This is a genomic window from Micromonospora sp. B11E3, assembly GCF_039871625.1.
GTDB lineage: Bacteria > Actinomycetota > Actinomycetes > Mycobacteriales > Micromonosporaceae > Micromonospora.
The window spans coordinates 14,337-37,262 of record NZ_JBDPMC010000056.1 but is presented as its reverse complement, the minus strand read 5'-3'; the positions used below and the strand labels follow the sequence as shown (position 1 = coordinate 37,262).

Below are 22,926 nucleotides of genomic sequence, written 5' to 3'. Positions count from 1 at the left end.
TCACGTCGAGGTCAACGGCGGGACGGGAAATGCCCGTACGATGACCCCAACTGCGCGGGAAGGAGAGCGGGTCCGGTGCCAAGGAGGCGACACGAGCCGAGCGACGAGGCGCTCGAGTCTCTGCTGGCGGAGCACAACGGCGGCAAAGGCGAGCACATCAGGGACGTGCTCACGACCATGGTCCTGAACTCGCGGGACGGTGCGCTGCTCCCCTCGGAGCGCGTCCTCGCCGAACGGTTCGGCGTCGCCCGGATGACCGTCCGGGGCTCCATCGACGCGCTGGAGTCAAAGGGAATGGTCCGGCGGGTGCCCGGGCGCGGGACCTTCGTGCAGCACCCCACGCTGACCCACTCGGAGATCTTCCGCTCGTTCAGCGAGGACATGCGGATGCGCGGCATGACACCGGGGGCCAAGTCGTACCGCGCCCGTACCCGCCCGGCGACCCGCGCCGTCGCGGCCAGCCTCGACATCGCCCCGGGCGAGCCGACCCACTACATCGAGCGGATCCGTACCGCGGACGGCATCCCGATGGCGCTGGAGCGCACCAACCTCGCCGCGGCGCGGTTCCCCAACCTGCCGACGGTGATGGGACACGACGACTCGCTGTACGAGGTGCTGGGCCGCGTCTTCGGGGTGCGGCTCGAATCGGCGCGGCAGACGGTCACCATCGCCCGGCTGACCGACACCGAGGCGAAGCGGCTCGAAGTCGCCGAGGGCAGCCCGGCGTTCCTGATCGAACGCATCTCGGTGGACAACATGGGAAAGGTCGTGGAGTTCGGCCGGTCGCTCTACCGCGGGGATCGTTACGCCATCGAGATGCACGTCAGCCCCCCGTCCACGGAGGGCTGACGCACATCGGCGGAGGGCCGGTCAGCCGAGACCGGTGAGGTAGTGCGCCTCGAGTTCGGCCGCGGCCAGGGCACGGTCGTAGATCGCCGCCTCGTCGAGGTCGCCCTGAAGCCGCTGGTTCGCGTCGTCCCCACGGCCACCGAGCTTGACGCTCGCCGTACCGCTGCCGGGCGGCACCGACGTCGCGACGCTGTTGTCCGCCACGCCGTCGAGGTACACGGTCAGTCGTGACCCGTCGAAGACGGCGGCGACGTGGTGCCACGCGCCCGGTGTCAGCCGGGTACGGCCGGTCACCAGGCCGTACCCCTTTCCGGCAGCGCCCAGCGACCACGCCTGCAGGACGCCGTCGGTCACCCTCAGCGCGTACCCGTTGACCGCCGGCCCGCTGTAGCTCTCGATGATCGCCTGCCCCGGCGCCGGAGCGAGCGTGTCGAGCTTCACCCACGCCTCCAGCGTGAAAGCGCCCCGGAGGTCGGTTCGCGGGCTCCGCGGCGCCTCGACGTACCCGGCCGAGAGGTCCGCCGCCCGGTCACCGGTGATCGCACCCTCGACGCCCGGGTGGGCGCCGGCCAGGTAGGTGCCGCTCCGACCGCCGGCGGAGCTGTCCACGGCGGTGCCGGAGTCGGCCGCGTCGCCGAGCCGCCAGTAGCCGGCCGGGTTCGCCCCGGTCACGAGGTTCGGGTAGCTCTGCTCCCCGACCAGGATCGGGAGCGACACGTTCACCGCCGGCGCGCCGTCCTCGGCGAAGGACACCGTGACCTGGTGGCGTCCCGTCGCGGCACCGGCCGGGACGGTCACCTCCACCGGCACGCTCGCGACGATGGTCCGACCGCCCGGCTGGGCACGGAACACCTGCGTCGCCGGGTCGAGGGTCCAGCCGCCCGGGCCGGCGGCGGTCACCTGGCCGCTGATCTGGTGATCCGCGAACACCTCGAAGGTGACCTGGAATCGCTTCGTCTTCCCGGGTGCGATGAGCGAGCCCGGCGGATCGACCGAGACGGTGCCGCTGAACACGTCGGAGTAGTGCGGGACGATCTCGTAGACGCGCGGGGCCGCGCTGCCCGACGTCCACCGGATCCGTACCGCGCTGGCCGCCAGGTCCGCCGCCGGCACCCTGGTGAACCCGTCAGCGAGCGGTCCGAGATCCACCCAGGCGCCGTCGACCAGCGCCTGGATCATGCCGTCGGCGGGAGCGGTCGCGTCCTGCACCACGGTCACCGCCGACAGCCGGTGCGGTTTGGTGATCGGAACCGTGATCGCGTCGCCGTCCTGCGGCTCGCCGGCGGCGACGTACGCCGTGTCGTCGCGCCGGTCGGTCAGGTTGCCCAGCGCCGACCCCTGGCTGGCAGCCGGTAGGCCCGTGGGAGCCCCGACGTCGCCGTACCAGCGGTCACCGATGTAACCGTCGCTCTGCGAGGCCGCGAAGCTGAGCAGGTCGTCGACCGGACCCGGACTGATCTGCTGCCACGTCCTGTCGAGGATGCCGCGGGCACGCGCCTGATCCCGTCGCGCCAGCCAGGCGGCTTCGCCGTCCCCCCGGTCCTGGGCCCGGAGGATGGCCACGGCCGCCCGGCCTGCCTGGCCGGTCGTTCCGACGCGGTCCAGCCAGGGCCCGATCTGCTTGAGCAGCGCGGGGTTGTCGAGCCGCGCCCGGAGCGCGGCGGGCAGTTCCGCCAGGCGGCGCATTTCACGATCGAGCTGCTCGAGTTCGTCGCCCACCGGCCGGCCCGCCGAGTACTCGGCGATGAGCCGGTTGATGAGCGCGGCGAACTGCGGCCGCGCGGTGTTGTCCAGGACGCTGGCCCGGTTGTTCTCCGCGAACAGCCGCAGCTCCTGGTACGCGTCGCCGCCGACGATCTGCAGCGTGCGCGTCCATGAGCGCTCCGGGTCGTAGGCCCCGGGATTCCAGGCGTAGTCGGCCTGCGTGCCGAGTGAGATCAGCGAGGCCTCCTGGTGCTGGACGAGTTCGTTGAACGAGATGCCGATGACGTCGTCCGCCATGCCGGCGTCGCGGTTCACCAGTGGGCCCAGCAGCAGCCGGTTGGGGCTGTAGTCGTTGACCGGGTAGTTGTCCCAGAGCATGATCCGGTGCCGCGGCCAGGCGGCCCGCGCCGACTGGAGGTCGTCCCGGGTGATGCTCGGCGAGACCACTTCCGGCCCGGTCCAGTAGAGGTCGACGTCGGTGCTCACCAACTCGTCGAACCGGTTCTTGTACGGCGTACGGGTCATGCCCCAGTACTCGGTCGGCACGGTCACCAGACGGGTGGCGCCGGGGTGCTTCTCGATGAACTCGCGCTGCACCAGGTTGGTGACCCCGGCCTGGGCGGCGGCGAGCGGCGACGAATCGCCCCGGTAGGCGTCCCGGTCCTCCTGGCACGCGAAGTTACCGGACACGTCGTCCCAGGCGATGACGTAACTGCGGACCCCGATCTCCCACAACTGCGCGAAGCGGGCCAGTACCTTGGCCCGATCGGACTCGCGCACGTGGCAGATCCCCCGGCCGGGTGCCAGAGGCGCCTCCGGCGAGATCCGGTACACGAAATCGACATGACGCGACCGCGCCAGGCCGACGATCTCCTTCAGCCGGCCCAGTTCCGCCTCGTCGTACAGGGAGTCCCAGTTCGATCCGGTACGCAGGTCGTCCGCAGGCCCATAGAAGAACTGGTTCATCTTGTGCCGGGCGAGGAACTCGATCTGCGAGCGCCGGTCCTCCTGCGACCACACCGGTCCGTAGAACGACTCCATGCCGCCACGGATCCGGTAACCCGGCCAGTCGCGCACCGCCACGCCGTCGACGGCCACCCGGGAGCCTTCCGCCACGAGCAGCTGACGAAGTGACTGAACGGCGTAGAAAGTGCCGGCGCCGTCCACGCCGGCGAGGACGATCCGCGGTCGCCCGAGCCGATCGTGCCCGGCCGCCAGGACGTACCCCTCCCCGGGAAGCCCCGCTGGCCCCTCAACCCCGAGGGCACTCAGCACTGCGGTGCTCGCCGACGTCTCGCCCGGTCCGCCGAGGAGGATCAACGGGCGCGAGGTGGACAGGTCCACGGTTCGCACGACCTTGGCCGTGACACCGTGCGCCCCGAGCAACTCCACGAGCGATTCCTCGGCCGCCGGATCCACGGCCGCGCCCGCGACGACATCGACATCGCCGGGCAGGACGACGGATCCCGGACGCGGCTCGACATGCTGCGGCTCCGGAAGAATGCGCGCCGTCTCCGACGGATCAGGCGCCTGGGCCTCCCCCCGAGCAGGAGGCGGGTTCACCAGGCCAATGGCGAGCCCGATCAATCCGGCGAATATTCCGGCGCGGCGACAGCCACGAAACGAGCGCGACAAAAACATCGAACCTCCAGTCGTTGAATTTGGGCCAGCGCAAGACTCGTTCGCGTGGACGCGGGCGCCACCCAGGTTGAACCACAGCCAACGTGACAGTCGCGGCGCCGGACGACCTGAGCTCTGCGCCGCATCCTCGACTCCCCCAACCAAGATCAGTTGAACCGAACTGGTCTATGCCAGTAATGAGAATCCACGCCGCATCTGGCCACGTCAACCCCGCCGCCCCGAACCGCAGGTGCAGGCGGTCGGCCATCAACCGTCCGCAGCACTCCGGGCGACCGGGCTCGTGACCCGGCGCGGCGCGCCGTGCAGCTGTGGCTGCCCGAGACGTACGGGCCGGTGCGAGCACGACGGGTTGGCGCCGATCGGCAGCTTCGCGCAGCAGCTGACCGATGAGGCGGCCGCCGATGGCACGGCCTCGACGGTCCGGGTCGAGCTCGATGCGCGCCAGGTAGACCTCGGTGGGGCGGTGGTCGACGATCAGCGCGTCGGCGTCGTGGCCGTCGACCACCACGGCGAGGTGCGGCCCCGGCCGTTCGGCGCGCAGCGCCGGCAGCGCCCCCAGCAGACAGCGGGCCCATCTCGACCGGGGTGGACGAGGCCGAAGAACACCGGCAGGAAGGCGCCCGGGGCGAGACCGAGCCGGCCGCGTACCCGCTCCCGGACCCCGACGGCGGTGGCGTGGCGGTCACGTCCGGCGCGAGCGCCGCATCCGTGGGCGGCGACATGGACGACAGCGGAGGCGGCGGCACCGGGCGTGGGTGGAACACGGAGCCCGAGGTCAATCGCGGAGCCCCACGTCGACGCCCGTCCCCGGCCGGGGACGGGCGTCGAGCTCCCGGACCAGCCCGCGCCGTCGTGCCCGTGCCGAAGGCGCCGGCCAGCAGCGACATGAGCATGGACTTCTGACAGACGCCGACCTCGATCACGAGCGCCCGGGGCGGCCGGGCGGCGACCGTCAGCGGACGGGGGCGTCACGGACGGTGACGCGCGAACGGTACCCCCATGTGACCTTCAACGTCCACGGCGGCCGGTGGCCCTTGCCGAACCACGAGTGCGACGAGTGACCCGCCACGTACGGGTCGCCGAGCACCACACCCGATGGCGGGTCAGTGACGGTGGTCGAGCAGCGCGTCGGCGAGCTTTTCGGGGTCGATCCCGTTGACCACCCGGAGTTGGTCGACCCGAAGGTCGACACGACCCGCTGGCGTGGCCACAGCTCGCCGGGCATGCCCATGGCGTCGCCGAGCGCGACCCCGGCTAGGCAGCCGCGTGCCCGGTCCGCCGTGGTCACGGTGTCCAGCGTCGCTCGGTCGGTCATGTCGGGTACTCCGTTCATTGGTTCTACAGTGGTCACAACGATCCCCACCCCGTCAGCCGGGCCCAGACGACCGCGCCGAGCACCGCGGCGGTCGCCACGGCCACGGCGGGATCACGCCAGGTCGGACGCAGGATGGTCAGCGCGGTGGGTTGCCGGGTGATGCCGTAGCCGCGGTTGAGCATCGCGGCGGCCAACTCCTCGGACATCCGGATGCCGGTGGAAAAGAGCGGCACCATGATGGTGGTGTAGGCGCGAATCGCACCGATCATCCCGCCGTCGATCTTCGCGCCCCGGGCCCGCTGGGCGTCCAGTACCTGGTTGGCCCGGTGCTGCATGGTCGGGACGAACCGCAGGGCGGTCATCACGATGAAGACCACCGGGAACGGCAGTCGGGCCATGCGCATGAGGGCGACGAAGTGCTCCACCGGCGTACTGACGATCAGCGCGGCGGTCAGGCAGACCATGGTGAGGATCCGCAGGCCCAGGTTGGCGCCGTGGGCCAGGCCGCCGACGGTCAGCGGCAGGCCGTCACCGAACCAGAGGTGCACCAGCACCCGGGCGGAGGAGGACGAGCCGAAGTCACCGGGGCCCCGGCTGAGCGCCGCGAAGATCAGAATCAGGGCGACGACCGGGGCCAGGGGCGCCAGTAGCTTGCCCACCTGCCGCCCCGGCACGCCAATCGCGGGCAGGAGCAGCAGCGAGCCGACGGCCAGCAGCGCGTTGGGCAGCGGGTGGGCGAACTGGAAGGTCAACACCACCGCGACCACGAAGACGAGGAGCTTGGTGCGGACGTCCATCCGGTGCAAAAAGCTCGTGCCGGGCCGATACTCGAGGAACATCAGGCTTCCTCCCACAGTGCGACGAACGCTTCCACGGTGGTGACCGGGGGCAGCCCGAGCCGCCGGGCCAGGCGGGTCACCTGGGGTGCGACGAGTTGGGTCCCGGCGAGCAGGTCCTCGTCGGCGAAGAGGTCGGCCACCGGAAGGTCGGCGCGGAGCCGCCCGGCGTCGAACACCAGCGCCCGATGCGCGTACTCGGCGACCAGGGGCATGTCGTGAGTGACCATCAGGACGGTCCGGCCGGCCCGGTTCAGCTCGCGGACCAGGTCCATGACCGCCCGCGCGCCGCGCCAGTCCTGGCCGGTTGTCGGCTCGTCCACGATGAGGATCCGGGGTTCCAGGGCCAGGACGCTGGCCACCGCCAGCCGCCGACTCGGGTCAGCCCTCGACTGGTCATGGTGCCTCCTCGGTCAGGTCGGCGACGACGTTCACCGGCAGCCGATCGGGGAAGGCGGCCCGGACCGTGGCCAGGTCGGTCGGCCGGCAGCTCACCAGGACGCAGGCCGACGGGCCGGCGGAGCGGTCGACCGGTACGGGATGGTCGGTCCGCCAGTCGACGGTGAGCCCGGCGCCGGACCGCAAGCGGCGGCCACGCGCCGACTCGCTGCGCAACTACGAACGGCTGTTGGCAGCGGCGGAGACCGCGTTCCGGGTGCGGGGCGTCCAGGCACCGCTGGAGGGCATCGCCCGCGACGCCGGAGTCGCCATCGGCACGCTCTACGGGCACTTCCCGAACCGGCGGACGTTGCTCGGGGCGCTACTGCGGGAACGCAACGAAGCCCTGTTCGCGCTGGGCGACAAGCTCATCGCCCAGTCCCCCCGCGACGCCGACCGCGCCCTGGAACGCTGGATCCACGCCGTCGTCGAGCACGCCGCGGCCTACCAGGGGCTGGCCGCCGAGCTCATCGGTGGCGCCGACGACGAGGCGTCAGAGTTGCACGCCAGCTGCGTACGCATGGTGGAGATCGGGGAACGGCTGGTCGGGCAGGCGCGGGCGGCCGGCGCGATCAGGCCCGAGGTGCGCGGGCAGGATGTCTTCGCGCTGATGAACAGCGCCGCCTGGTTGCGGGAGAACGGCTCGACGCAGCAGGCTGACCGGCTTGTGGACTTTGCGATAGCGGGCATGCGGGAGAGAACCCTGTGACGACCGCGGGGGCCCGTGGCATGACCCGGCGCCTGACGACATCGTCGGCCGCGATCCGGTGCTCCGGTACTCGCCGGACCACGTCGCCGCCCGCCGCTGCCTGTTCTGAGGCGTGCACGACGATCAGGCCCCGGCTGCGGAAGGCGGCCCGGAGCACCGGTCGAGTAGGCGTACACCTGGGTCAGCCTGCTTTGCCTGTCGGGATCGCCGAGTCGCGGGCCCGGCGGGCGGTCGCGTTCGTAGGTCTCGGATCGCAGGCACGGCGGGAGGTTGCGGGTCATGTGACTGCCTCCCGTACTCGTGCAGCGACGTCGGCGAAGCGAGAGATCGTCTCGTAGTCGTCGCTGAAGAGGAGGAAGCGGCTGATGCCGTGGCGGATGGCGATCCGGGCAAGCTGGTCGGCCCAGACGCCCGGCTGGGCCTGGGGCGGAGCGGGGATGTTGCAAAGCCGCCGGATCTCGCCCGGGTCGCGGCCGACAGCGCGGGCGGCATCGTCGATGCGGGCGTTGGCGGCATCGAGTTCGTGCGGAGGGATCCGGGTCGCAGAAGGAATCCAGCCGTCTGCGATGCGGCCGACGAGCCGGAGCATCCGCGGTTTGACGGCTCCGATCCATAGTCCGATCGGATGAGGATGGGGTGGCCCGGGCATCGCCTGGTGGAGGCGGTGGTATCGGCCGCCGATGGTGACCGGCGGCCCCGGTACGGTCAGCGCTCGGATGACGTGGACGGCTTCGGTGAACGCGCTGATGCGTTCGCCGACCGTGACATCCGGGCCCCCTTCGCTGTGGATGGCGTGGCCGTGGCCACCGGCGCCGAGACCCAGCTCGCTTTGGCCATCCGGTCTGACCCGCCCAGCTCGGCGCATTCCGCTCGGACCAACTTCTCTGACAACGGACAACGGTGCGTGACGGTCGAGGCCGCTGGCGCCGCCACGTGGAGCTGCATGCTCATGCCGATGAGCGGATGGGGCTGTCATGCCGCGTCGACTGCGGGCGGCGGATCACGCCCTGGCCCGGTTGAATCGGGCGCCCCAGTTGTGGATCTGCTGGAGCAGTTCGGGCGGGTCGAGGACGCGGAAGTCGGCGCCGAGCGCGCCCAGTGCCATGGTCGGCCAGTCCAGGGAGTCGGCGGTCATCCGCACTCGGCAGTGCTCGGCGTCGAGTTCCTCGACTGTGCCCCACCGGCCGATCCGCTCGCGCACGGCCGCGGCAGGGGCGTCGACCAAGGCCTCCACCCGGGACGGGCGGGGCAGGTTGCCGAGGCTGGTGCGGACGAACTCGGCGGCGTCGGCGGCGGGTAGGTCGCGGGGCCGGAACCGGGAGCCGGTGCCGTGTGGCGCGGTGAGGCGGTCGATTCGGAAGCTGCGCCATTGGTGCCGGGTGAGGTCGTAGGCGACCAGGTACCAGCGGCGGCCGAGGGAGACCAGCCGATGCGGTTCGACGTGCCGGTCGGTGTGCTGGCCGTCGGCGGCGGTGTAGGCGAAGCGGAGGTGTTCGCTGTCCCGGCATGCCAGCGCGACCGCGGTGAGCACGCCCGGGTCGACGCCTGGCCGGGTCGGGCTGTCCCAGCCGGCGGGCAGGGTCATTGCGCTCAGCGCCTCGACCTGGCGCCGTAGCCGGGCCGGCATCACCTGCACCACCTTGGCCAGCATCCGCACCGAGGACTCGGCGAGGCCCTCCACCGCGCTGTGTGCCGCGGCCTGCAGCCCCACGGCTAGGGCGACCGCCTCCTCGTCGTCGACCACTAGCGGCGGCAGTGCCGCGCCCGCGGTGAGCTGGTAGCCGCCGTCCACCCCGCGCTGCGCCTCGACCGGATAGCCAAGCTCGCGCAGCCGGTCGATGTCCCGGCGCAGGGTGCGGACCGAAACCCCCAGTCGCTCAGCCAGGTGGGTGCCCGGCCAGTACCGGTGGTTCTGCAGCAGGGACAGCAGCCGCAGGGTCCGGGTGCTGGTGTTCGCCATGTCGTTGATTCTTGCGCTATTCAGGTCAGGAAGTGTCCGCAGGGCGGCCTAACGTGGGTCCTGACCAACGGGAACAGGAAAAGGAACTGGAGACCATGAGCGAGACCACCACCGCCGATGAACGGACCACCCACGACCTGGCCGACGCGCCGGCCGCCACTGGCGAGCGTGCCGACCTGCTGGCGACGCTGGCCAAACAGCGGCACTTCCTGCGCTTCACCACCCGCGACCTCACCGACGAGCAGGCCGGGCGGCGGGCCACCGTCAGCGAGCTGTGCCTGGGCGGATTGATCAAGCACGTCACTGCGGTCGAGCGGAACTGGGTGGGCTTCATTTTGGACGGCCCGTCGGCGATGGGTGATTTCACCACCATGACGGAGGCCGACTGGGCCCGGTGGGCCGACGGGTTCCGGCTGCTACCCGGCGAGACACTGGCCGGTGTGCTGGCCGACTACGCCGAGGTGGCCCGCCGGACCGATGAGATGGTCGCCGCCTTGCCTGACCTGGACGCCACCCAGCCGCTACCGAAGGCCCCGTGGTTCGAGCCCGGCGGGCGGTGGTCGGCCCGCCGGGTGCTCATGCACATCATCGCCGAGACCGCGCAGCACGCCGGCCACGCCGACATCATCCGCGAGTCCCTGGACGGTGCCAAGAGCATGGGCTAAGCAGTGGCACGGTGAGGGCGTATTACGCCGCGCCCCCCACACCACCAGTACGAGGACGCGGGGCGCCTGCAGAAACAGCGCCCCCTTGAGAGGGCGCATCCTTCCCACGCCCCGAGCCGCAGCAGGAAGTCAACGCCGCCGCCGGCCGGGTCAGCGCATCTGGCCGGGCCGTTCATCGCGCGGCCGCTGGATACCGCCCGTGACGGACGCACCGTGATCGCCGTCGCCTGATCTGTCCACGGAGGGACCCTGGCCGCGGCAGCGCTGCTCTACCCGCACACCTGGCCGGCGGTGATCGCCGTACTGCTGGCCGTCTCAGGCTTGGTCGGCCCTTGCTGACCGCAGGCATCAGCAGCCGCCTGCCTGCGATCGCCGGCCCCGGCCAGCGCAGCCAGCGCCGCGCCCAGGGCTGGGACGTCGCCACCTACGGCATCGCCGGTACGATCGGGCCCTCTGTCGTCGCCGCCGTCGCGGCATGGGGCGGTGAAAAGGGCGGCCAACTCGCTGATCAGCGCGATGTGGGCCCGTTGCTTGGAGATCACCCAGTTGTCGTAGGCGCTCCAGCGCATGACGCCGGTGTGGTCCATCGCCACGTCCTCGACGTCCAGTAATACCTCATCGGTACGTTGCTTGTTCCACACCTGCCACCCGCTGCAGCGAGGGTTGGTGAGGATGACGCGATGGCGCTCTTGGATGCCCTCGGCCCAGTGGCGCAGCCCGGCCGTGTTGCCGGCAGGGGCCTCGGCGGCCCGCGTGCGCCGAGCCCGGAGCGAGGTTCCGAGCGCCCCGTGCACCGAGTAGGGCACGCCCGGCTCGGCGTCGCCGAGCAGCACGGTGCCGCCGTCGGAAGCTGGGGAGGCGCCATTGTCAACCGTTGAACGTCGGCGAAACGCGGCTTCCCCTCGACATACGAAGGGAGGTGGCGGCCTCGGCCGCCACCCGCAGGACGCTACGAGCCACGCGGTCGGTCTCACGCAGCATCGTGGGATCGGTGCGCGGCATCGGGCTGATGATCGTGTCGCCCATCACCTCGTCAAGGGGGATGCCGGCGACGTGGAACGCGGTGTCGCGCGTGCCGTCGGGACGGACCAGTAGCCCCGTCTGGGGGTCGACATCGAATCCGCCGGTGGGGTGCCGGCGTCCGTCCCGTCCGCGGACGCTGAATGGACGCATGCGGCCCGCCGCCGCGAGCGAGTGGGTGAGGGTATCGGCGCTGGCCGTGACGTCGTGCGCGTGCATCCACGCGTCGATGAGCACGGGACTGGTGACGGCGGAACCGGCGACAGCGGGCGACTCGGCGCGGAAGAGGCCGAGCTCGTCGTCGGCGATGACGTGCGCCGCGGGGCCGATGAACCTGACGAGACCGGCGTCCACGAGGGCCAGCAACTGCCGGCTGCGAAAGGCCGGTGGGCCGCTGCCGACCATGCCGCCGAACGCCTGCAGGGCGCGGAAGCCGCTCGCGCGCGACTCGGCGTCGAAGCCGCCGAACGTTCCGATGACGTTCGCCAGCTGTCGCGCCGCGCTGATCGACCACAGTCCGGCCTTGATGGCGCTGTCCCGTCCCTTCGCCGACTCGGTGAGGTCGTCGGCCATGTAGTCGATGACCCAGGCGGTGAATGTCTCGGGATCGGGGAACGCTCCGCGGACCGGCGACATCGCCGCCGGCAGGTCGAAGCGGTCCGTGGCGTCCGGAACGTGTGGCGCTATCGCGGCGTCGAGTGCCGACGGCAGGCCTTCGGTGGTGTCGATCGTCGCGAGGACCGTGGTCAGTGGGGCGGCGAACGCTTCGGGGCGCACGCGGTGAAGCGTCTCGTAGTAGTCGACGAATGCGTCCTTGACGATGAGCGGCCACAGCTGACGGTCGAAGTCGATGGGGCGTGGGATCGTCGACCAGTCGACCGACCGCAGGTGACGCTGCGGCGCCGAGGGTGGCAGTGAGCCGTAGAGCGACTTCGCCCGGTACGGGACGCCCCGGTGAGAGGTGACGTGCATCTTCGGCTCGCGGCCCGACGGTTCGTAGCGCACGCCCGCCCGCGTCAGCGAGTCGTTGACGAATCGCCCACCGCGGCCGATGGTCAGCAGCGTCATCGCGTCGAAGAAGCCCATCCCGAGCCCGCGTACGATCGCGGTCGCCCCGTCCGGAACATCCCCGAGGGCCTGGTCGATCGGGTTGTCGGGACCTACCCACATCATCTCGGGATGCCTGGCCAGCACCGCCAGGAAGCCGTGCTCCTCGTCGGTGTGGTCGCGCGGCATCCACCCGGTCGCGGCCACGACGGCATCGCACGCGAGCACCTCACCGGTGCTGAGTTCGATGAGCTGACGCCCGCCGTCCTCGCGTATGCCGACTGCTCGCGCCAGGTGGGTGGCAACCGTCACGCGTTCCGGCATGGTGTTGAGTGCCCGCTCGAAGCACCAGCGGATGTACTCACCATAAAGTGATCGGCTTGGATGAGATGCAACCGTGATCGCCTCAAGCTCGTCGCGGTAGTCGTCGACGAAGCCCGGGCGGACGGCAAGCGAGGCGAACGCGGCGCGGTGGGCCGGATCGATGTCTGCCACCTGGACCGCCGACGACGGCGACGGGTGCGCGGCATCGAGTGCGAGCCGGCACCACTCGAACAGCGTGGGCCCGGGTGCGACCGGGCCGGCCATCGTCACAGTGTCATCGGTGAAGAGTGTCACGGCCCCCGCGAGGGTGTTCATGCACATCTGGCGCGTTTGGTCGGTACGCCAGATGCGACCCGCACCGAGTTGAGTGTCGTCAATGACAATTATGTCGAGGTGGTCGATATCGGTGAAGTCCGCGAGATTCGCACCGATTCGCTCGAGCAGCGATACCCCCCGGGGGCCAGCGCCGATGAGCGCGATGACGGGGCGGGAGGGGCGGGATGTCCATAGTGGACGAATGTCTATGAACCGGGTCACAGCCCTACCCTACTTGGTCGCTAGGTTTAGTAGAGTTCCGGCATGGTGAAATTGCTGGTCACCCAGCACACGCGAGCAGTGTCGCGGTGTGACGCTGGCAGGACGGACAGTGTGTGCCATGACCCGGACCCGCCGCCTCGATGTCGGTGAGATCGGGGCATCGGAGGCGCCTTCGGCGAGGGCATAACCCGCCGTCATGCCGGCGGTTGACTTTCCGTCGACGATTTTCGGCGGATCAAAAACGGTGTCGGTGACGATGCGCCGCACGAGGTTCAACCAGGGGCAACTCACCACACCGGCGCGCTGTCGCCTGCCGTTTTCCGGATTGTGTCGAGGCTGAAATGAGCGTGGGAAGGAAACGCAGCGAGGGTGATCGAGTTCCGCGACCTGAGAAAGTCCTACGGCGATCACGTCGTGCTCGACGATATAAACCTGAATATCGACCAGAGAGAGATCTTTGGTCTGGTCGGCGTGAGCGGCGCGGGGAAGTCCACGCTGCTGCGGTGCATCAACCGGCTCGAGGAGATCGACAGCGGCAGCCTCATCGTCGACGGCACGGACGTACGCGCCATCGGCGATCGGGACTTGCCGCAGTTCCGCCGCCGGATCGGCATGGTGTTCCAGCAGTTCTCCCTGATGGAGCGCAAGAGCGTTTACGACAACGTGTACTTCCCTCTCAAGTGCCAGGGCGTACGCAGATCAGCGGCCGACCGGAAGGTGCGCGATCTCCTCGACCTCGTCGGACTCGGTGAGAAGCTCAAGGCGCTGCCCCGGGAGTTGAGCGGTGGGCAGAAGCAGCGGGTCGCCATCGCGCGGGCCCTGGTGAACGATCCGACGATCCTGCTGTGCGACGAGGCCACCTCCGCGCTCGATCCGAACATCACTGAGGCGGTCCTCGATCTCCTCAAGCGCATCAATGGCGAACTCGGCCTCACGATCGTCGTGGTGACCCACGAGGTGGCGGTCATGAAGTCCGTGTGCACTCGGATGGGCCTGCTCAGCGACGGGCACCTGCGCGCGGAGGGGGCCGTCGAGCACTTCTTCCTGGAGAACCCGGAGCTGCTGGGGGACTTCATCCGCGACGCGGGGCGTCGCCCAGAAGTCGCTCCCGGCACCTCGCTCGTGCGGGTCGTCCAGCGGGACGTCGCGGAGACCAGTCTGCTGTCGCAGCTCGCCATCCGCACCGGCGTGCCGTTCGAGATCTCGTGGGGCGGGCTCGACCGCTACCGGGACCGGGTCTCGGGATCGTTCCTGCTTCATGTGGCCGACGCCGATCTTCGCGCGGTGTGCGACGGCCTGACCGCTCTCGGGGCCGACTGGAAGGAGATCTGATGTACCAGTACGAGTTTTCCGAGCTCTTCGAGCGGATCATCCTGCCCGGGCTGCTTGACACCATCACCATGCTGCTCGGCTCGTTCATCACGTGCACCCTGGTGGGGTTCACGCTCGCACTGGTCCTCGTAACGACCGACACACACGGGCTTCGACCCAACCGGACGGTCCACGAGATCGTGAGCACCGTTATCAGCATGCTGCGGTCGGTGCCGTTCATCATCCTCGCCATCTCGATCATCCCGCTGACCCGCCTGGTACTCGACACGTCGATCGGCGTGTGGGCGGCGGTCTTCGCCATCACATTCGCGGGCAGCCCGCTGATCGCGCGGCTCCTCGAGAGCGCCTTCAAGGAGGTCAATCCGAGCCTCATCGAGGCGGCACGATCCTTCGGCGCGAGCGACCGGCAGATCACCTTCCGGGTCATCGTCACCGAGTCGGTACCCGCGGTCGTCTCGCAGATGACGCTCGGCGTGATCTCGCTGCTCGGCTTCACCGCAGTGGCCGGCACGATCGGCGCGGGCGGCCTGGGTGCCGTCGCCCTGACCTACGGCTACCAGAACTTCAACGACCACATCATGTACGGCACCGTAGCGATCCTGGTCGTCATGGTGATCGGCATTCAGCTCGGCGGCAACGCCCTCTACCGCAAACTCCGGTAACTCCAGCCCCATGAGTCCCAGCACGAAAGGCAGCACCCCCATGAGAAACCCCCTCAGGAGAGTGATCCCGCTCTTCGTCGTCGGCGCCCTGGCCGTGTCCCTCGCGGCCTGCTCGTCCGGCTCCGGCTCCGGAGGCGACGGCAAGACGGTCAGGATCGGCGTACTCGCCCGCGAGGAGCCCGACCTGAACTTCGTGGCCGAGCATCTGGCTCAACAGGGCTACACGATGAAGGTCCAGGTGTTCGACGACAACATCGCCATGAATCGGGCCACCGAGGACGGCAGCATCGACGCCAACTTCTTCCAGAACGCAAACTACCTCAAAAGCTACAAGGACAGCAACGGATCATCGCTCGTCACCTACGGCCCCTGGCTGCAGACCACGGCCGTGCAGTTCGTCTCGAGCAAGCACGACTCGGCCGACGCACTCCCGAACGGGGCGCGCATCGGCATCGCCAACGACTCCGCGAATCGCGCCCGGGAGCTTCAACTCCTCGCCGCCAACGGCCTCATCGAGCTCGCGAAGGGCGTCGAGGCGCCCACAACCCTCGACGTCACCTCCAACCCGAAGAACCTCCGCTGGGTTGAGGTCAACCCGCGCAGCAAGGCCGCGGCGTTCCCCGACCTGGACGCGATGACCGCTCCCTCGATCACCGTCTACCTGATGAAGGACCCCTCGATAAAGGCCCTTTACGAGGAGACGCCAGAGGTCTACGGCACCTACGGAGGCACGCTCTGGGTCGTCAAGGAGGGCTACGAGAACACCGCCTGGCTCGATGCGGCGACCTCGTTCATGCAGTCCGCGGACTACAAGACCTGGATCGCGAACACCTACAAGGGCCTCAAGAAGACGCCCTGACTCCTCGCAGCCCCTCGAACCGCAGCCCCTCAGGAAGGAAAACACCATGGTCAGCGTCGTCGGCATGACCGATCTCCCGCTCGACAGGGTCGATCTCCCCACGTTTGTCGACGAAATCGGGCGTGCGGCGCAGACAGCCTTCGAGTTGCCCCCGCACATGCGCAGCGTCTACCTCGTGCCGCTGCCACCCGAGAACTGCACGGTGAAGGACGGCTACGAGATCACGTTCTTCCTGTACACGGCACCCGGCAAGAGCGTGGAGCTCAAGCGTCGGATAGTGAAGGCGCTCCACGATGTCGTCCAGGCCAGTGACTGGGGCGACACCGTCAAGGTGGTGGTCATCATCAAGGAGCATGCCGCCGAAAACGTCGGAGTCGGCGGGATCCTTCGCCTCGACATGACCTGACATCGGCCGACCGTGCCGTTGCCGAGTAGGGGTGCCGCCGATGAAGGAACCGACGGCGGCGTCCGTCAATTGGGCGATGCGGGTGAGGCACCACAGCCCCACCAGCCCAATTGACGGCCGGCCCATCTCGTTGACCGACTTACTTCGAGAGGAACATCGCATGAAGTACCGCCCGATCGGCCGGACCTCGCTGAAGGCGTCCGTGGTCACCTTCGGCGCCATGGGCATCGGCGGCGGATTCCGCTACCCGGATGCCGACGACGCGGTGTCGGTCCGCGCCGTACGCGCCGCCCTCGACCGCGGTGTCAACGTCATCGACACTGCACCAGTTTACGGATTCGGTCACAGCGAGGAGCTGATCGGCGAAGCCATTCGCGGTCGCCGCGACGACGTCATCATCGCAACCAAGTGCGGGCTGTGGTGGGGCGACGACGAGGGCAGCTACCGCTTCACGTGGGACGGACACGCTGTCAAGCGCAACCTCAGTCCGCGGACCATCCGGATCGAGGTGGAGGAGAGCCTGCGCCGGCTCGGCACCGACCGCATCGATATCTACTACACCCACAACCCGGCGATGCCGCCGTTCATGACGCCGATCGAGGACACGATCGCAACGCTCATCGATCTGCGCGACGAGGGGAAGATCCTCACGATCGGTGCGTCGAACTGTCCTCCGGAGGACGTCAAAGCCTACCTCGCGCACGACGCAATCGAGATCGTGCAGCGCAAGTACAGCCTCCTTGCCCGCGGGGTACGCGACGACCTCCTGCCGCTGTGCGCGTCGACGGGGCTGTCCCTGCACGCCTACTCACCCCTCGCGAACGGGCTGCTCACGGGCGCGTTTACCAGGTCCGCGCCGCCGGCGCGCGCAGGCACCCGGCGTGACGACCCGCTGTTCGGCGACCGCTTCGGACCGGCCATGGACCTCGTCGAGGGACTGACCGCCGTCGCCTCGTCCCTGGGCACCACTCCCGGTGCGCTGGCGATCGCCTACCTCCTCGCGTCGTCAGACGCCGTCAACGTCATCTGTGGCATCCGGCGCGAGTCGCATCTGGACGACATCATCGCGGGCGCCGAACTCGACATCGACGCGAGCGTCACGGCCGCCCTCGACGAGCTGGCGCAGGATTTCGAGGCTGCGGCCCCGGTGACGGCGTGAACCGATCGGCGCGGGCGGCGGGCCCCGCAGGTACCGTCCTGAGCCGGCTCTGGAGCAGGGGACGGCTGGCTCCGTCGCTGACCGCCTATCACCACCTGCATGCCCATCCCGAACTGTCCGGACGGGAGCACCGGACCGCCGAGTTCGTCGAGGCGCGGCTCGCCGACCTGGGCATCGAGACGTTCCGGTGCGGCGGTACGGGCGTCGTCGGCATCCTGCGCAACGGGGAAGGACCCGTCGTGGCATACCGCGCGGACCTCGACGGGCTCCCGATCCAGGAGGAGTCGGGCGTGGCCTACGCGAGCACCGACAAGGGCCAACTGCCGGATGGATCGGTGTCCGGGGTGATGCATGCCTGCGGCCATGACCTCCACATGACGGTCGCGCTCGCGGCCGCCGGCGTGCTGGCCGAGAACCGGGCCGCCTGGGCCGGCACCGTCGTGTGGATCTTCCAGCCGGCCGAGGAGACGGCCTCGGGGGCGGTGGCGATGGTCGACGACGGGCTGTGGGAAAAGGCCCCGCGTCCCGAGGCGGTGCTGGCGCAGCACGTGACATCCCTGTCGAGCGACCAGGTGCGGATCGGCGTCGGGAACGTCATGAACCTCGGCGACTCGTGGCACGTGCGACTGCGCGGACACGGCGCGCACGGGGCCCGCCCGCACGAGTCCATCGACCCGATCGTGCTCGGTGCCCACCTCGTCATCCGCCTGCAGACCGTCGTCTCCCGGCAGGTGGAACCCGGGTCCCCGGCCGTGCTCACCGTCGGCACCTTCCATGCCGGCACCAAGGAGAACATCATTCCCGACGAGGCGACCCTCTCGCTCAACATCCGCACGCCGGATGCCCAGACGCGGGAGACCGTGCTCTCCGCTGTCCGGCGCATAATCGCCGCCGAGGCGAGCGCGAGCGGCGCGCCCGAGCCGAAGATCGAGGAGATCAGCCGCTTTCCTCGGTGCTTCAACGCGCCCGAGCAGGCCGGCGAGGTGGCGGCGGCCCTCGATGCCGTCTTCGGGCCGGACAACGTCGCGCGCGACCTGCGGGCGACCGGCAGCGAGGACGTGGGTTGGCTCGCCGACGCGATCGGCGTGCCGCTCGTCTTCTGGATGTTCGGCGCCTACCGCCCCGGCCGGGAGCCCGGCGACATGCCGTCGAACCACACGCCGCACTTCGCTCCGGAGCCCGAGTACGCCATCCCCGCAGGAGTGCGCGCCGCGCTCGCAGCTCTCGGCACCCGTCTCGACGTTCCGTCCTAGCCCCCCACACCACAGAAAGGACCGCTCGTGTCGGCCAGCACAGACTTCGACGTCGTCGACCATCTCATCGGCTTGCGGCCGAGTGATCGCATCTCGGCCATCCGCGACAACCGGCCGGAAGCGCGCGAACATCTTCAGGGCAGCTTCCGGGCCTTCTTCGAGCCGCGCGACGACTCGCAGTTCACGCTGCGGGAACGCTTCGCCGTCGCCGCGTTCGTCGCCTGCCTCCATGGCGTCGATGCCGCGACGCGGTTCTACACGGACCGTCTGCTCGACAGCGGGGAGGGCTCGACAAGCCTTCTGAACGTCGTCCTCGCCGAGAGCCGCCGCAGTGCGACCGAGGGGCCCTACGGACAGTTCCGGCTCGAACCCGCGGGCGAGAGCACAACCGGAAGCGAGTACGTCATCGACTCCATCGGAAGCGTCGACGTACTGGGCGAGCGGCTGGTCGCGGCACTCGAACACACCCACCTCCTGGTGTTCCACCCGCGGGATGCGAGCCGTACCCGGCTACAGGCGCTACTCGACGCTGGGTGGTCGACGGCGGGGATCGTGTCGCTGTCGCAACTCGTCGCATTCCTGACCTTTCAAATCCGTGTCGTCCAGGGGCTGCAAGCCCTGAGTGCGAGCCGCAAAGGAGACCTGTCATGAGCGAGACACTCACCCCCGAGGTGGAGATCGTCGAGCCGCCGCGGTTCACCCAGGACGTCCTCGGCTGGCATCCGTGGCTGCATCCACTCGACGAGTCCGAACTGACCGAGGAGCACCTGGAGTCGTTGGTGCAGGCATCGCGGGCCAAGAACCCGTACTTCCGGCTGCTCGCGCGGGATCCTGCGGCGCTGCTGGAACGGACGAAGACCGACTTCGACATCTTCTACAACACCAAGGCCGGTCTGCCACGCGCCGACCGCGAGTTGGCGGCGACGGCGGCGTCGAGGCTCAACGGCTGCGTCTACTGCGCGTCGGTGCACTCGGCATTCGCGTCCCACCACTCCAAGCGCCGAGAGGAGGTCCAGCGCCTGCTCGACGAGGGAGTCGACGCCGATCTCGGCGCACGGTGGAACGCCATCGTCCGCGCGACCGTGGCGCTCACCCGGACGCCGGTCCGGTTCGGCGAGGCCGAGATCGTGCTCCTGCGCGAGGCAGGTCTCGACGAGTTCGAGATCCTGGACGCGATCATGAGCGGGGCGTTCTTCAACTGGGCGAATCGGCTCATGCTGTCGCTCGGCGAACCGACTACCTGACGGCATGGCGGCCGGCGTCCTGCGACGGACAGGACGCTCGCCGCAACTTTGAGGGCGCCCCGTCGGGCCGGCGCAGGGCAGACACCGTCGATCATCACGTCATCGTCGCCGCATACCGACGGCCCGCCCAGTTCGCACAGAGACATCACGGTGTACGTGGCCGTAGCCGGTGAGCAAGGTTCCGCCGCGCGTGGCTCCAACATCTCGGTACGTCAACTCGGTAGCGGCCAACTCGGCGAAGGTCTTCCTACTCGCTGACAGCCCACGACGTAAGCACCCTCAGGCCCGGCTCACCCACCATCTCCAGGCGTTCATTGACAAGGGCCACCGCAGCGCGCCCGCGAGTACCTGGCGTGCGCTGCTTTGCTCATGGTGGGCACCATCGCCGGCTGTGACAGCGGCCCCAGCAGCGGGGACCAGTCCGGTCGAGCGCCGCAGGGCGTGGCCACCAGCGCCGCCGTCAGCACGCCGTCAGGACGTCCCGATCTCGACGCCGGCGAGGAGATGGCTCGGGGCATCGACGTACCGTGGGTCTGGCGTATCTGCCGAGCGGCGACGCACTGGTCGCGGAGCGGAACACCGGCCGGGTGCTGCGGTTGAGCCCGGGCGGCGGAGACCCGCGGCAGGTGTACGAGGTGCCGGGGGTGATGGCGGGCGGTGAGGGCGGGCTGCTCGGCCTCGCGGTCCCGCCCTCGTTTGCCGGCGACAACCTGATCTACGCCTACTTCACGGCGGAACAGGACAATCGGATCGTCCGGTTCCGGCTCGACGGCGGACGCCCCGAAGTGATCTTCGACGGCATCGCCAAGGCCAGCTACCACAACGGCGGACGGATCGCCTTCGGCCCGGACGGCATGCTCTACGTCGGCACCGGGGACGCCGGTGAGACACAGCGGTCGCAGGACCCGCGAGCCCCAACGGCAAAATCCTGCGGCTGACCCCCGACGGAGCGCCCGCCCCCGGAAATCCGAACGCGGGTCTTCTCGTGTACAGCCTCGGACACCGCAACGTGCAGGGGCTGGCCTGGGACTCGGCTGGACGGCTCTATGCCACCGAGTTCGGGCAGAACGAACTGGACGAGGTCAACCGCATCGAGCCGGGACGCAACTACGGCTGGCCCCGGGTCGAAGGAACCGGTGACACGGACGGTGGGCGATACACCAACCCACTCGTCACCTGGCCCGTCCGTGAGGCCTCGCCATCGGGCATGGCCATCGCCGCCGACACCGCGTACGTCGCGGCGCTGCGAGGCGAGCGGCTGTGGACCTTCCCCCTCAGCAACGGCACCGCCGGCGAGCCGTCGGCGCGCTCACCTGAGGGCGGCGACCTCACTGCGGCGAATCCCGGGACTCGGCGGTTGTTACCAGCGGGCATCGGTGATCTTTCGGGGTGAGAACGCCACCGCGGCCGCCGGGCAGCCGTTCCCGACATCCCTTGGGATGCCGGCCGCGCTGTGGAGTTAGGTCAGGAGTTGGTCCAGCAAGTCTTGTTGCCGCCGCTGTTGTTTACCAGCCAGGTGGTGAGGTAGGTGAGGGCGGAGATGACGCCGACGCGCTGTTCGCGGCCGTAGTAGTTGTTCTCGGTGAGGGAGCCGTAGGTGCGGCCGTCGGTGTGGCGGGCCTGTAGCGCGATCTGCCGGTCGTTGTGCAGCTTCTCCCAGGTCGCCGCGGGGGTGGACACGGTGGAGTCCAGGCCGAAGAGGGACACGAGCTGGTCGAACCCGCCGAAGTACATCGGGAACTCGGTGCCCCAGTCGTTGCCCTCCGGGTAGTGGACCTCGTACGAGCCCGGCGTGTAGATCGTCTTCGTGCCGCCGCCGCTGGCGGGGAACTGCTTGTCAACGAGCGCGGAGTACATGAGCGCGACGTTGTGCTTGGCGGCGTTGGGCGCACAGGTGCCCGCCAAGCCGTTGACGGTCGCCTCGTAGAGGCCCTGGTCGACGATCATGTAGAGCGGGTGCAGGAAGCCGTGGTTCTCCAGGGTTCCGTCGTTGGCGATGTTGTGACCCTGCAGCCAGGTGGAGAGCGTGATGCCGTTGACGGTGGAGCGGCCCCTGAGGTCGGCGGGCTTCGCGGTCGCCGACACCGCGAGCTGCTTGTAGCGGGTGCTCCACGCCGCGGCGTCCGGGTGGGTGGGCATCATGGACAGGGTCAGGCCCAGCAGCGCGGCGCTCCACTGGTTCTCCTCGGTCTTGCTGTCCCCCGGGGTCACCGCGGTCCCGTCACGACGGGTCTCGTACAACTGGTTGCCGCTGGTCCCGATCAGGTACACGTCGTTGCCGGTGGTGAGCCGCTTGGCCTCGTCGACGAGCATGTTCACGACCTTGTCCCGGTCGGTCGTGGACAGCTTGTCCCACATCAGCCATGCCGCGACCCCGTCGTAGTACGCCCACAGGGCGGTCTGCCATCCGTGGCCCCACCGCGTCGAGGTGTTGGTGTTGTTCGACATGTGCCGGGCCGCGATCGTCTTGATCAGGTTCATCAGGCGGATGGTGGCGTTGCTCTCGGAGAGGTTCCTCGAGTCGTACACCCCCAGCTTCAACGCCGTCGCCACGGTCACCGCGGTCATGCCGGGCAGCCGTACTGCCCGCTCGTTCGTGCCGCCCAGGTTCAGGTAGCCGTCGGGCTCGTAGGAGGTGTACTTCGACGCGTACGCCGGACCGATCAGGTACCGCGACTCGTTAGCGAGGATCGACTTCAACCGCGCTCCCGCCGCGTCCGAACCCGTGTAGGACCCGAACCCGGCCCAATCGATCGCCTTGACGTGGCCATCGGGGACGGTCGAAGCCGGAGCGCAAGACAGCAGCGCCGCGGCCACGGCGACTGCCAGAACCGCCGCGAGACCCCGCAGGCGTGAAATTGCTATCACCGGGGCTCCTTCCGGGCCGGCCCCGACCGTCGGAGCCACGGCAATTGCTTCACCGGAAAACAACTGTGCTCACCTTAGTCAACCCTTGACCCCACGCC

22 protein-coding genes are annotated in these 22,926 nt (G+C 69.4%); 13 read left to right on the top strand and 9 right to left on the bottom strand.

The features are described from left to right. Positions 1-75: 75 nt before the first annotated feature. Complete coding sequence (locus ABGB16_RS23985; protein WP_347670347.1) at positions 76-849, top strand: GntR family transcriptional regulator; 774 nt, start codon at positions 76-78, stop codon at positions 847-849. A gap of 21 nt (positions 850-870) precedes the next feature. Here the strand turns inward: ABGB16_RS23985 and ABGB16_RS23980 are convergent, their stop codons facing one another. From ABGB16_RS23980 to ABGB16_RS23965, 4 genes are all read right to left on the bottom strand, one after another. Continuing rightward, positions 871-4,338, bottom strand: a complete 3,468-nt coding sequence (locus tag ABGB16_RS23980; RefSeq protein ID WP_347670346.1) for a beta-N-acetylglucosaminidase domain-containing protein — start codon at positions 4,336-4,338, stop codon at positions 871-873. 808 nt (positions 4,339-5,146) lie between these two features. Beyond that, positions 5,147-5,509, bottom strand: a complete 363-nt coding sequence (locus ABGB16_RS23975; protein WP_347670345.1) for an ADP-ribosylglycohydrolase family protein — start codon at positions 5,507-5,509, stop codon at positions 5,147-5,149. A 32-nt stretch (positions 5,510-5,541) separates the two neighbouring features. Continuing rightward, positions 5,542-6,348: an energy-coupling factor transporter transmembrane component T gene (locus ABGB16_RS23970; RefSeq protein WP_347670344.1), complete on the bottom strand. Its 807-nt coding sequence runs from the start codon at positions 6,346-6,348 to the stop codon at positions 5,542-5,544. Beyond that, positions 6,348-6,707, bottom strand: coding sequence for a hypothetical protein (locus ABGB16_RS23965; protein WP_347670343.1), 360 nt, complete (start codon positions 6,705-6,707; stop codon positions 6,348-6,350). The genes ABGB16_RS23970 and ABGB16_RS23965 overlap by 1 nt, the downstream gene beginning before the upstream one ends. Positions 6,708-6,811: 104 nt before the next feature. On the opposite strand from ABGB16_RS23965, the gene ABGB16_RS23960 reads away from it, so the two are divergent. Further along, the gene (locus ABGB16_RS23960; RefSeq protein WP_347670342.1) at positions 6,812-7,492 is read left to right on the top strand and encodes a TetR family transcriptional regulator; all 681 of its coding nucleotides are present in this window, start codon (positions 6,812-6,814) and stop codon (positions 7,490-7,492) included. Positions 7,493-7,769: 277 nt separating this feature from the next. Here ABGB16_RS23960 and ABGB16_RS23955 read toward each other — a convergent pair whose 3' ends face one another. After that, positions 7,770-8,357: an LLM class flavin-dependent oxidoreductase gene (locus tag ABGB16_RS23955; RefSeq protein WP_347670341.1), complete on the bottom strand. Its 588-nt coding sequence runs from the start codon at positions 8,355-8,357 to the stop codon at positions 7,770-7,772. 135 nt (positions 8,358-8,492) lie between these two features. Continuing rightward, entirely contained in the window at positions 8,493-9,452 is a 960-nt protein-coding gene (locus ABGB16_RS23950; protein ID WP_347670340.1) for a YafY family protein, read from the bottom strand. 95 nt (positions 9,453-9,547) lie between these two features. Between ABGB16_RS23950 and ABGB16_RS23945 the strand changes: the two genes are divergently transcribed. Beyond that, positions 9,548-10,117, top strand: a complete 570-nt coding sequence (locus tag ABGB16_RS23945; RefSeq protein WP_347670339.1) for a DinB family protein — start codon at positions 9,548-9,550, stop codon at positions 10,115-10,117. Positions 10,118-10,386: 269 nt separating this feature from the next. On the opposite strand, the gene ABGB16_RS23940 is transcribed toward ABGB16_RS23945, so the two are convergent. Then, positions 10,387-10,950, bottom strand: coding sequence for a hypothetical protein (locus tag ABGB16_RS23940; RefSeq protein ID WP_347670338.1), 564 nt, complete (start codon positions 10,948-10,950; stop codon positions 10,387-10,389). Between the two features lie 34 nt (positions 10,951-10,984). Then, positions 10,985-13,045: an FAD/NAD(P)-binding protein gene (locus ABGB16_RS23935; protein WP_347670337.1), complete on the bottom strand. Its 2,061-nt coding sequence runs from the start codon at positions 13,043-13,045 to the stop codon at positions 10,985-10,987. Between the two features lie 369 nt (positions 13,046-13,414). Here ABGB16_RS23935 and ABGB16_RS23930 point away from each other — a divergent pair, with 369 nt between their 5' ends. The 10 genes from ABGB16_RS23930 (at position 13,415) to ABGB16_RS23885 (ending at position 21,353) form a co-directional block, all read left to right on the top strand. Next, positions 13,415-14,377, top strand: coding sequence for a methionine ABC transporter ATP-binding protein (locus ABGB16_RS23930; protein ID WP_347670336.1), 963 nt, complete (start codon positions 13,415-13,417; stop codon positions 14,375-14,377). Continuing rightward, the gene (locus tag ABGB16_RS23925) at positions 14,377-15,039 is read left to right on the top strand and encodes a methionine ABC transporter permease (RefSeq protein WP_347670335.1); all 663 of its coding nucleotides are present in this window, start codon (positions 14,377-14,379) and stop codon (positions 15,037-15,039) included. The genes ABGB16_RS23930 and ABGB16_RS23925 overlap by 1 nt, the downstream gene beginning before the upstream one ends. A gap of 40 nt (positions 15,040-15,079) precedes the next feature. Continuing rightward, positions 15,080-15,898, top strand: a complete 819-nt coding sequence (locus ABGB16_RS23920; RefSeq protein ID WP_347670334.1) for a MetQ/NlpA family ABC transporter substrate-binding protein — start codon at positions 15,080-15,082, stop codon at positions 15,896-15,898. A 46-nt stretch (positions 15,899-15,944) separates the two neighbouring features. Beyond that, positions 15,945-16,304 (top strand): tautomerase family protein, encoded by a 360-nt coding sequence (locus ABGB16_RS23915; protein ID WP_347670333.1) that lies wholly within the window; start codon positions 15,945-15,947, stop codon positions 16,302-16,304. Between the two features lie 160 nt (positions 16,305-16,464). Next, the gene (locus ABGB16_RS23910; protein ID WP_347670332.1) at positions 16,465-17,463 is read left to right on the top strand and encodes an aldo/keto reductase; all 999 of its coding nucleotides are present in this window, start codon (positions 16,465-16,467) and stop codon (positions 17,461-17,463) included. Continuing rightward, entirely contained in the window at positions 17,460-18,716 is a 1,257-nt protein-coding gene (locus tag ABGB16_RS23905; RefSeq protein ID WP_347670331.1) for an amidohydrolase, read from the top strand. Before ABGB16_RS23910 ends, ABGB16_RS23905 begins: the two co-directional genes overlap by 4 nt. 27 nt (positions 18,717-18,743) lie before the next feature. Beyond that, positions 18,744-19,367, top strand: a complete 624-nt coding sequence (locus ABGB16_RS23900; protein ID WP_347670330.1) for a CMD domain protein — start codon at positions 18,744-18,746, stop codon at positions 19,365-19,367. Further along, positions 19,364-19,960, top strand: coding sequence for an alkylhydroperoxidase domain protein (locus tag ABGB16_RS23895; protein WP_347670329.1), 597 nt, complete (start codon positions 19,364-19,366; stop codon positions 19,958-19,960). The genes ABGB16_RS23900 and ABGB16_RS23895 overlap by 4 nt, the downstream gene beginning before the upstream one ends. 527 nt (positions 19,961-20,487) lie before the next feature. Beyond that, entirely contained in the window at positions 20,488-20,898 is a 411-nt protein-coding gene (locus tag ABGB16_RS23890) for a PQQ-dependent sugar dehydrogenase (protein WP_347670328.1), read from the top strand. Next, a complete protein-coding gene (locus ABGB16_RS23885) occupies positions 20,886-21,353 on the top strand; it encodes a PQQ-dependent sugar dehydrogenase (protein ID WP_347670354.1) in 468 nt (155 codons plus the stop codon). The genes ABGB16_RS23890 and ABGB16_RS23885 overlap by 13 nt, the downstream gene beginning before the upstream one ends. 71 nt (positions 21,354-21,424) lie before the next feature. Here ABGB16_RS23885 and ABGB16_RS23880 read toward each other — a convergent pair whose 3' ends face one another. After that, a complete protein-coding gene (locus ABGB16_RS23880; protein ID WP_347670327.1) occupies positions 21,425-22,660 on the bottom strand; it encodes a hypothetical protein in 1,236 nt (411 codons plus the stop codon). Positions 22,661-22,926 lie beyond the last annotated feature (266 nt).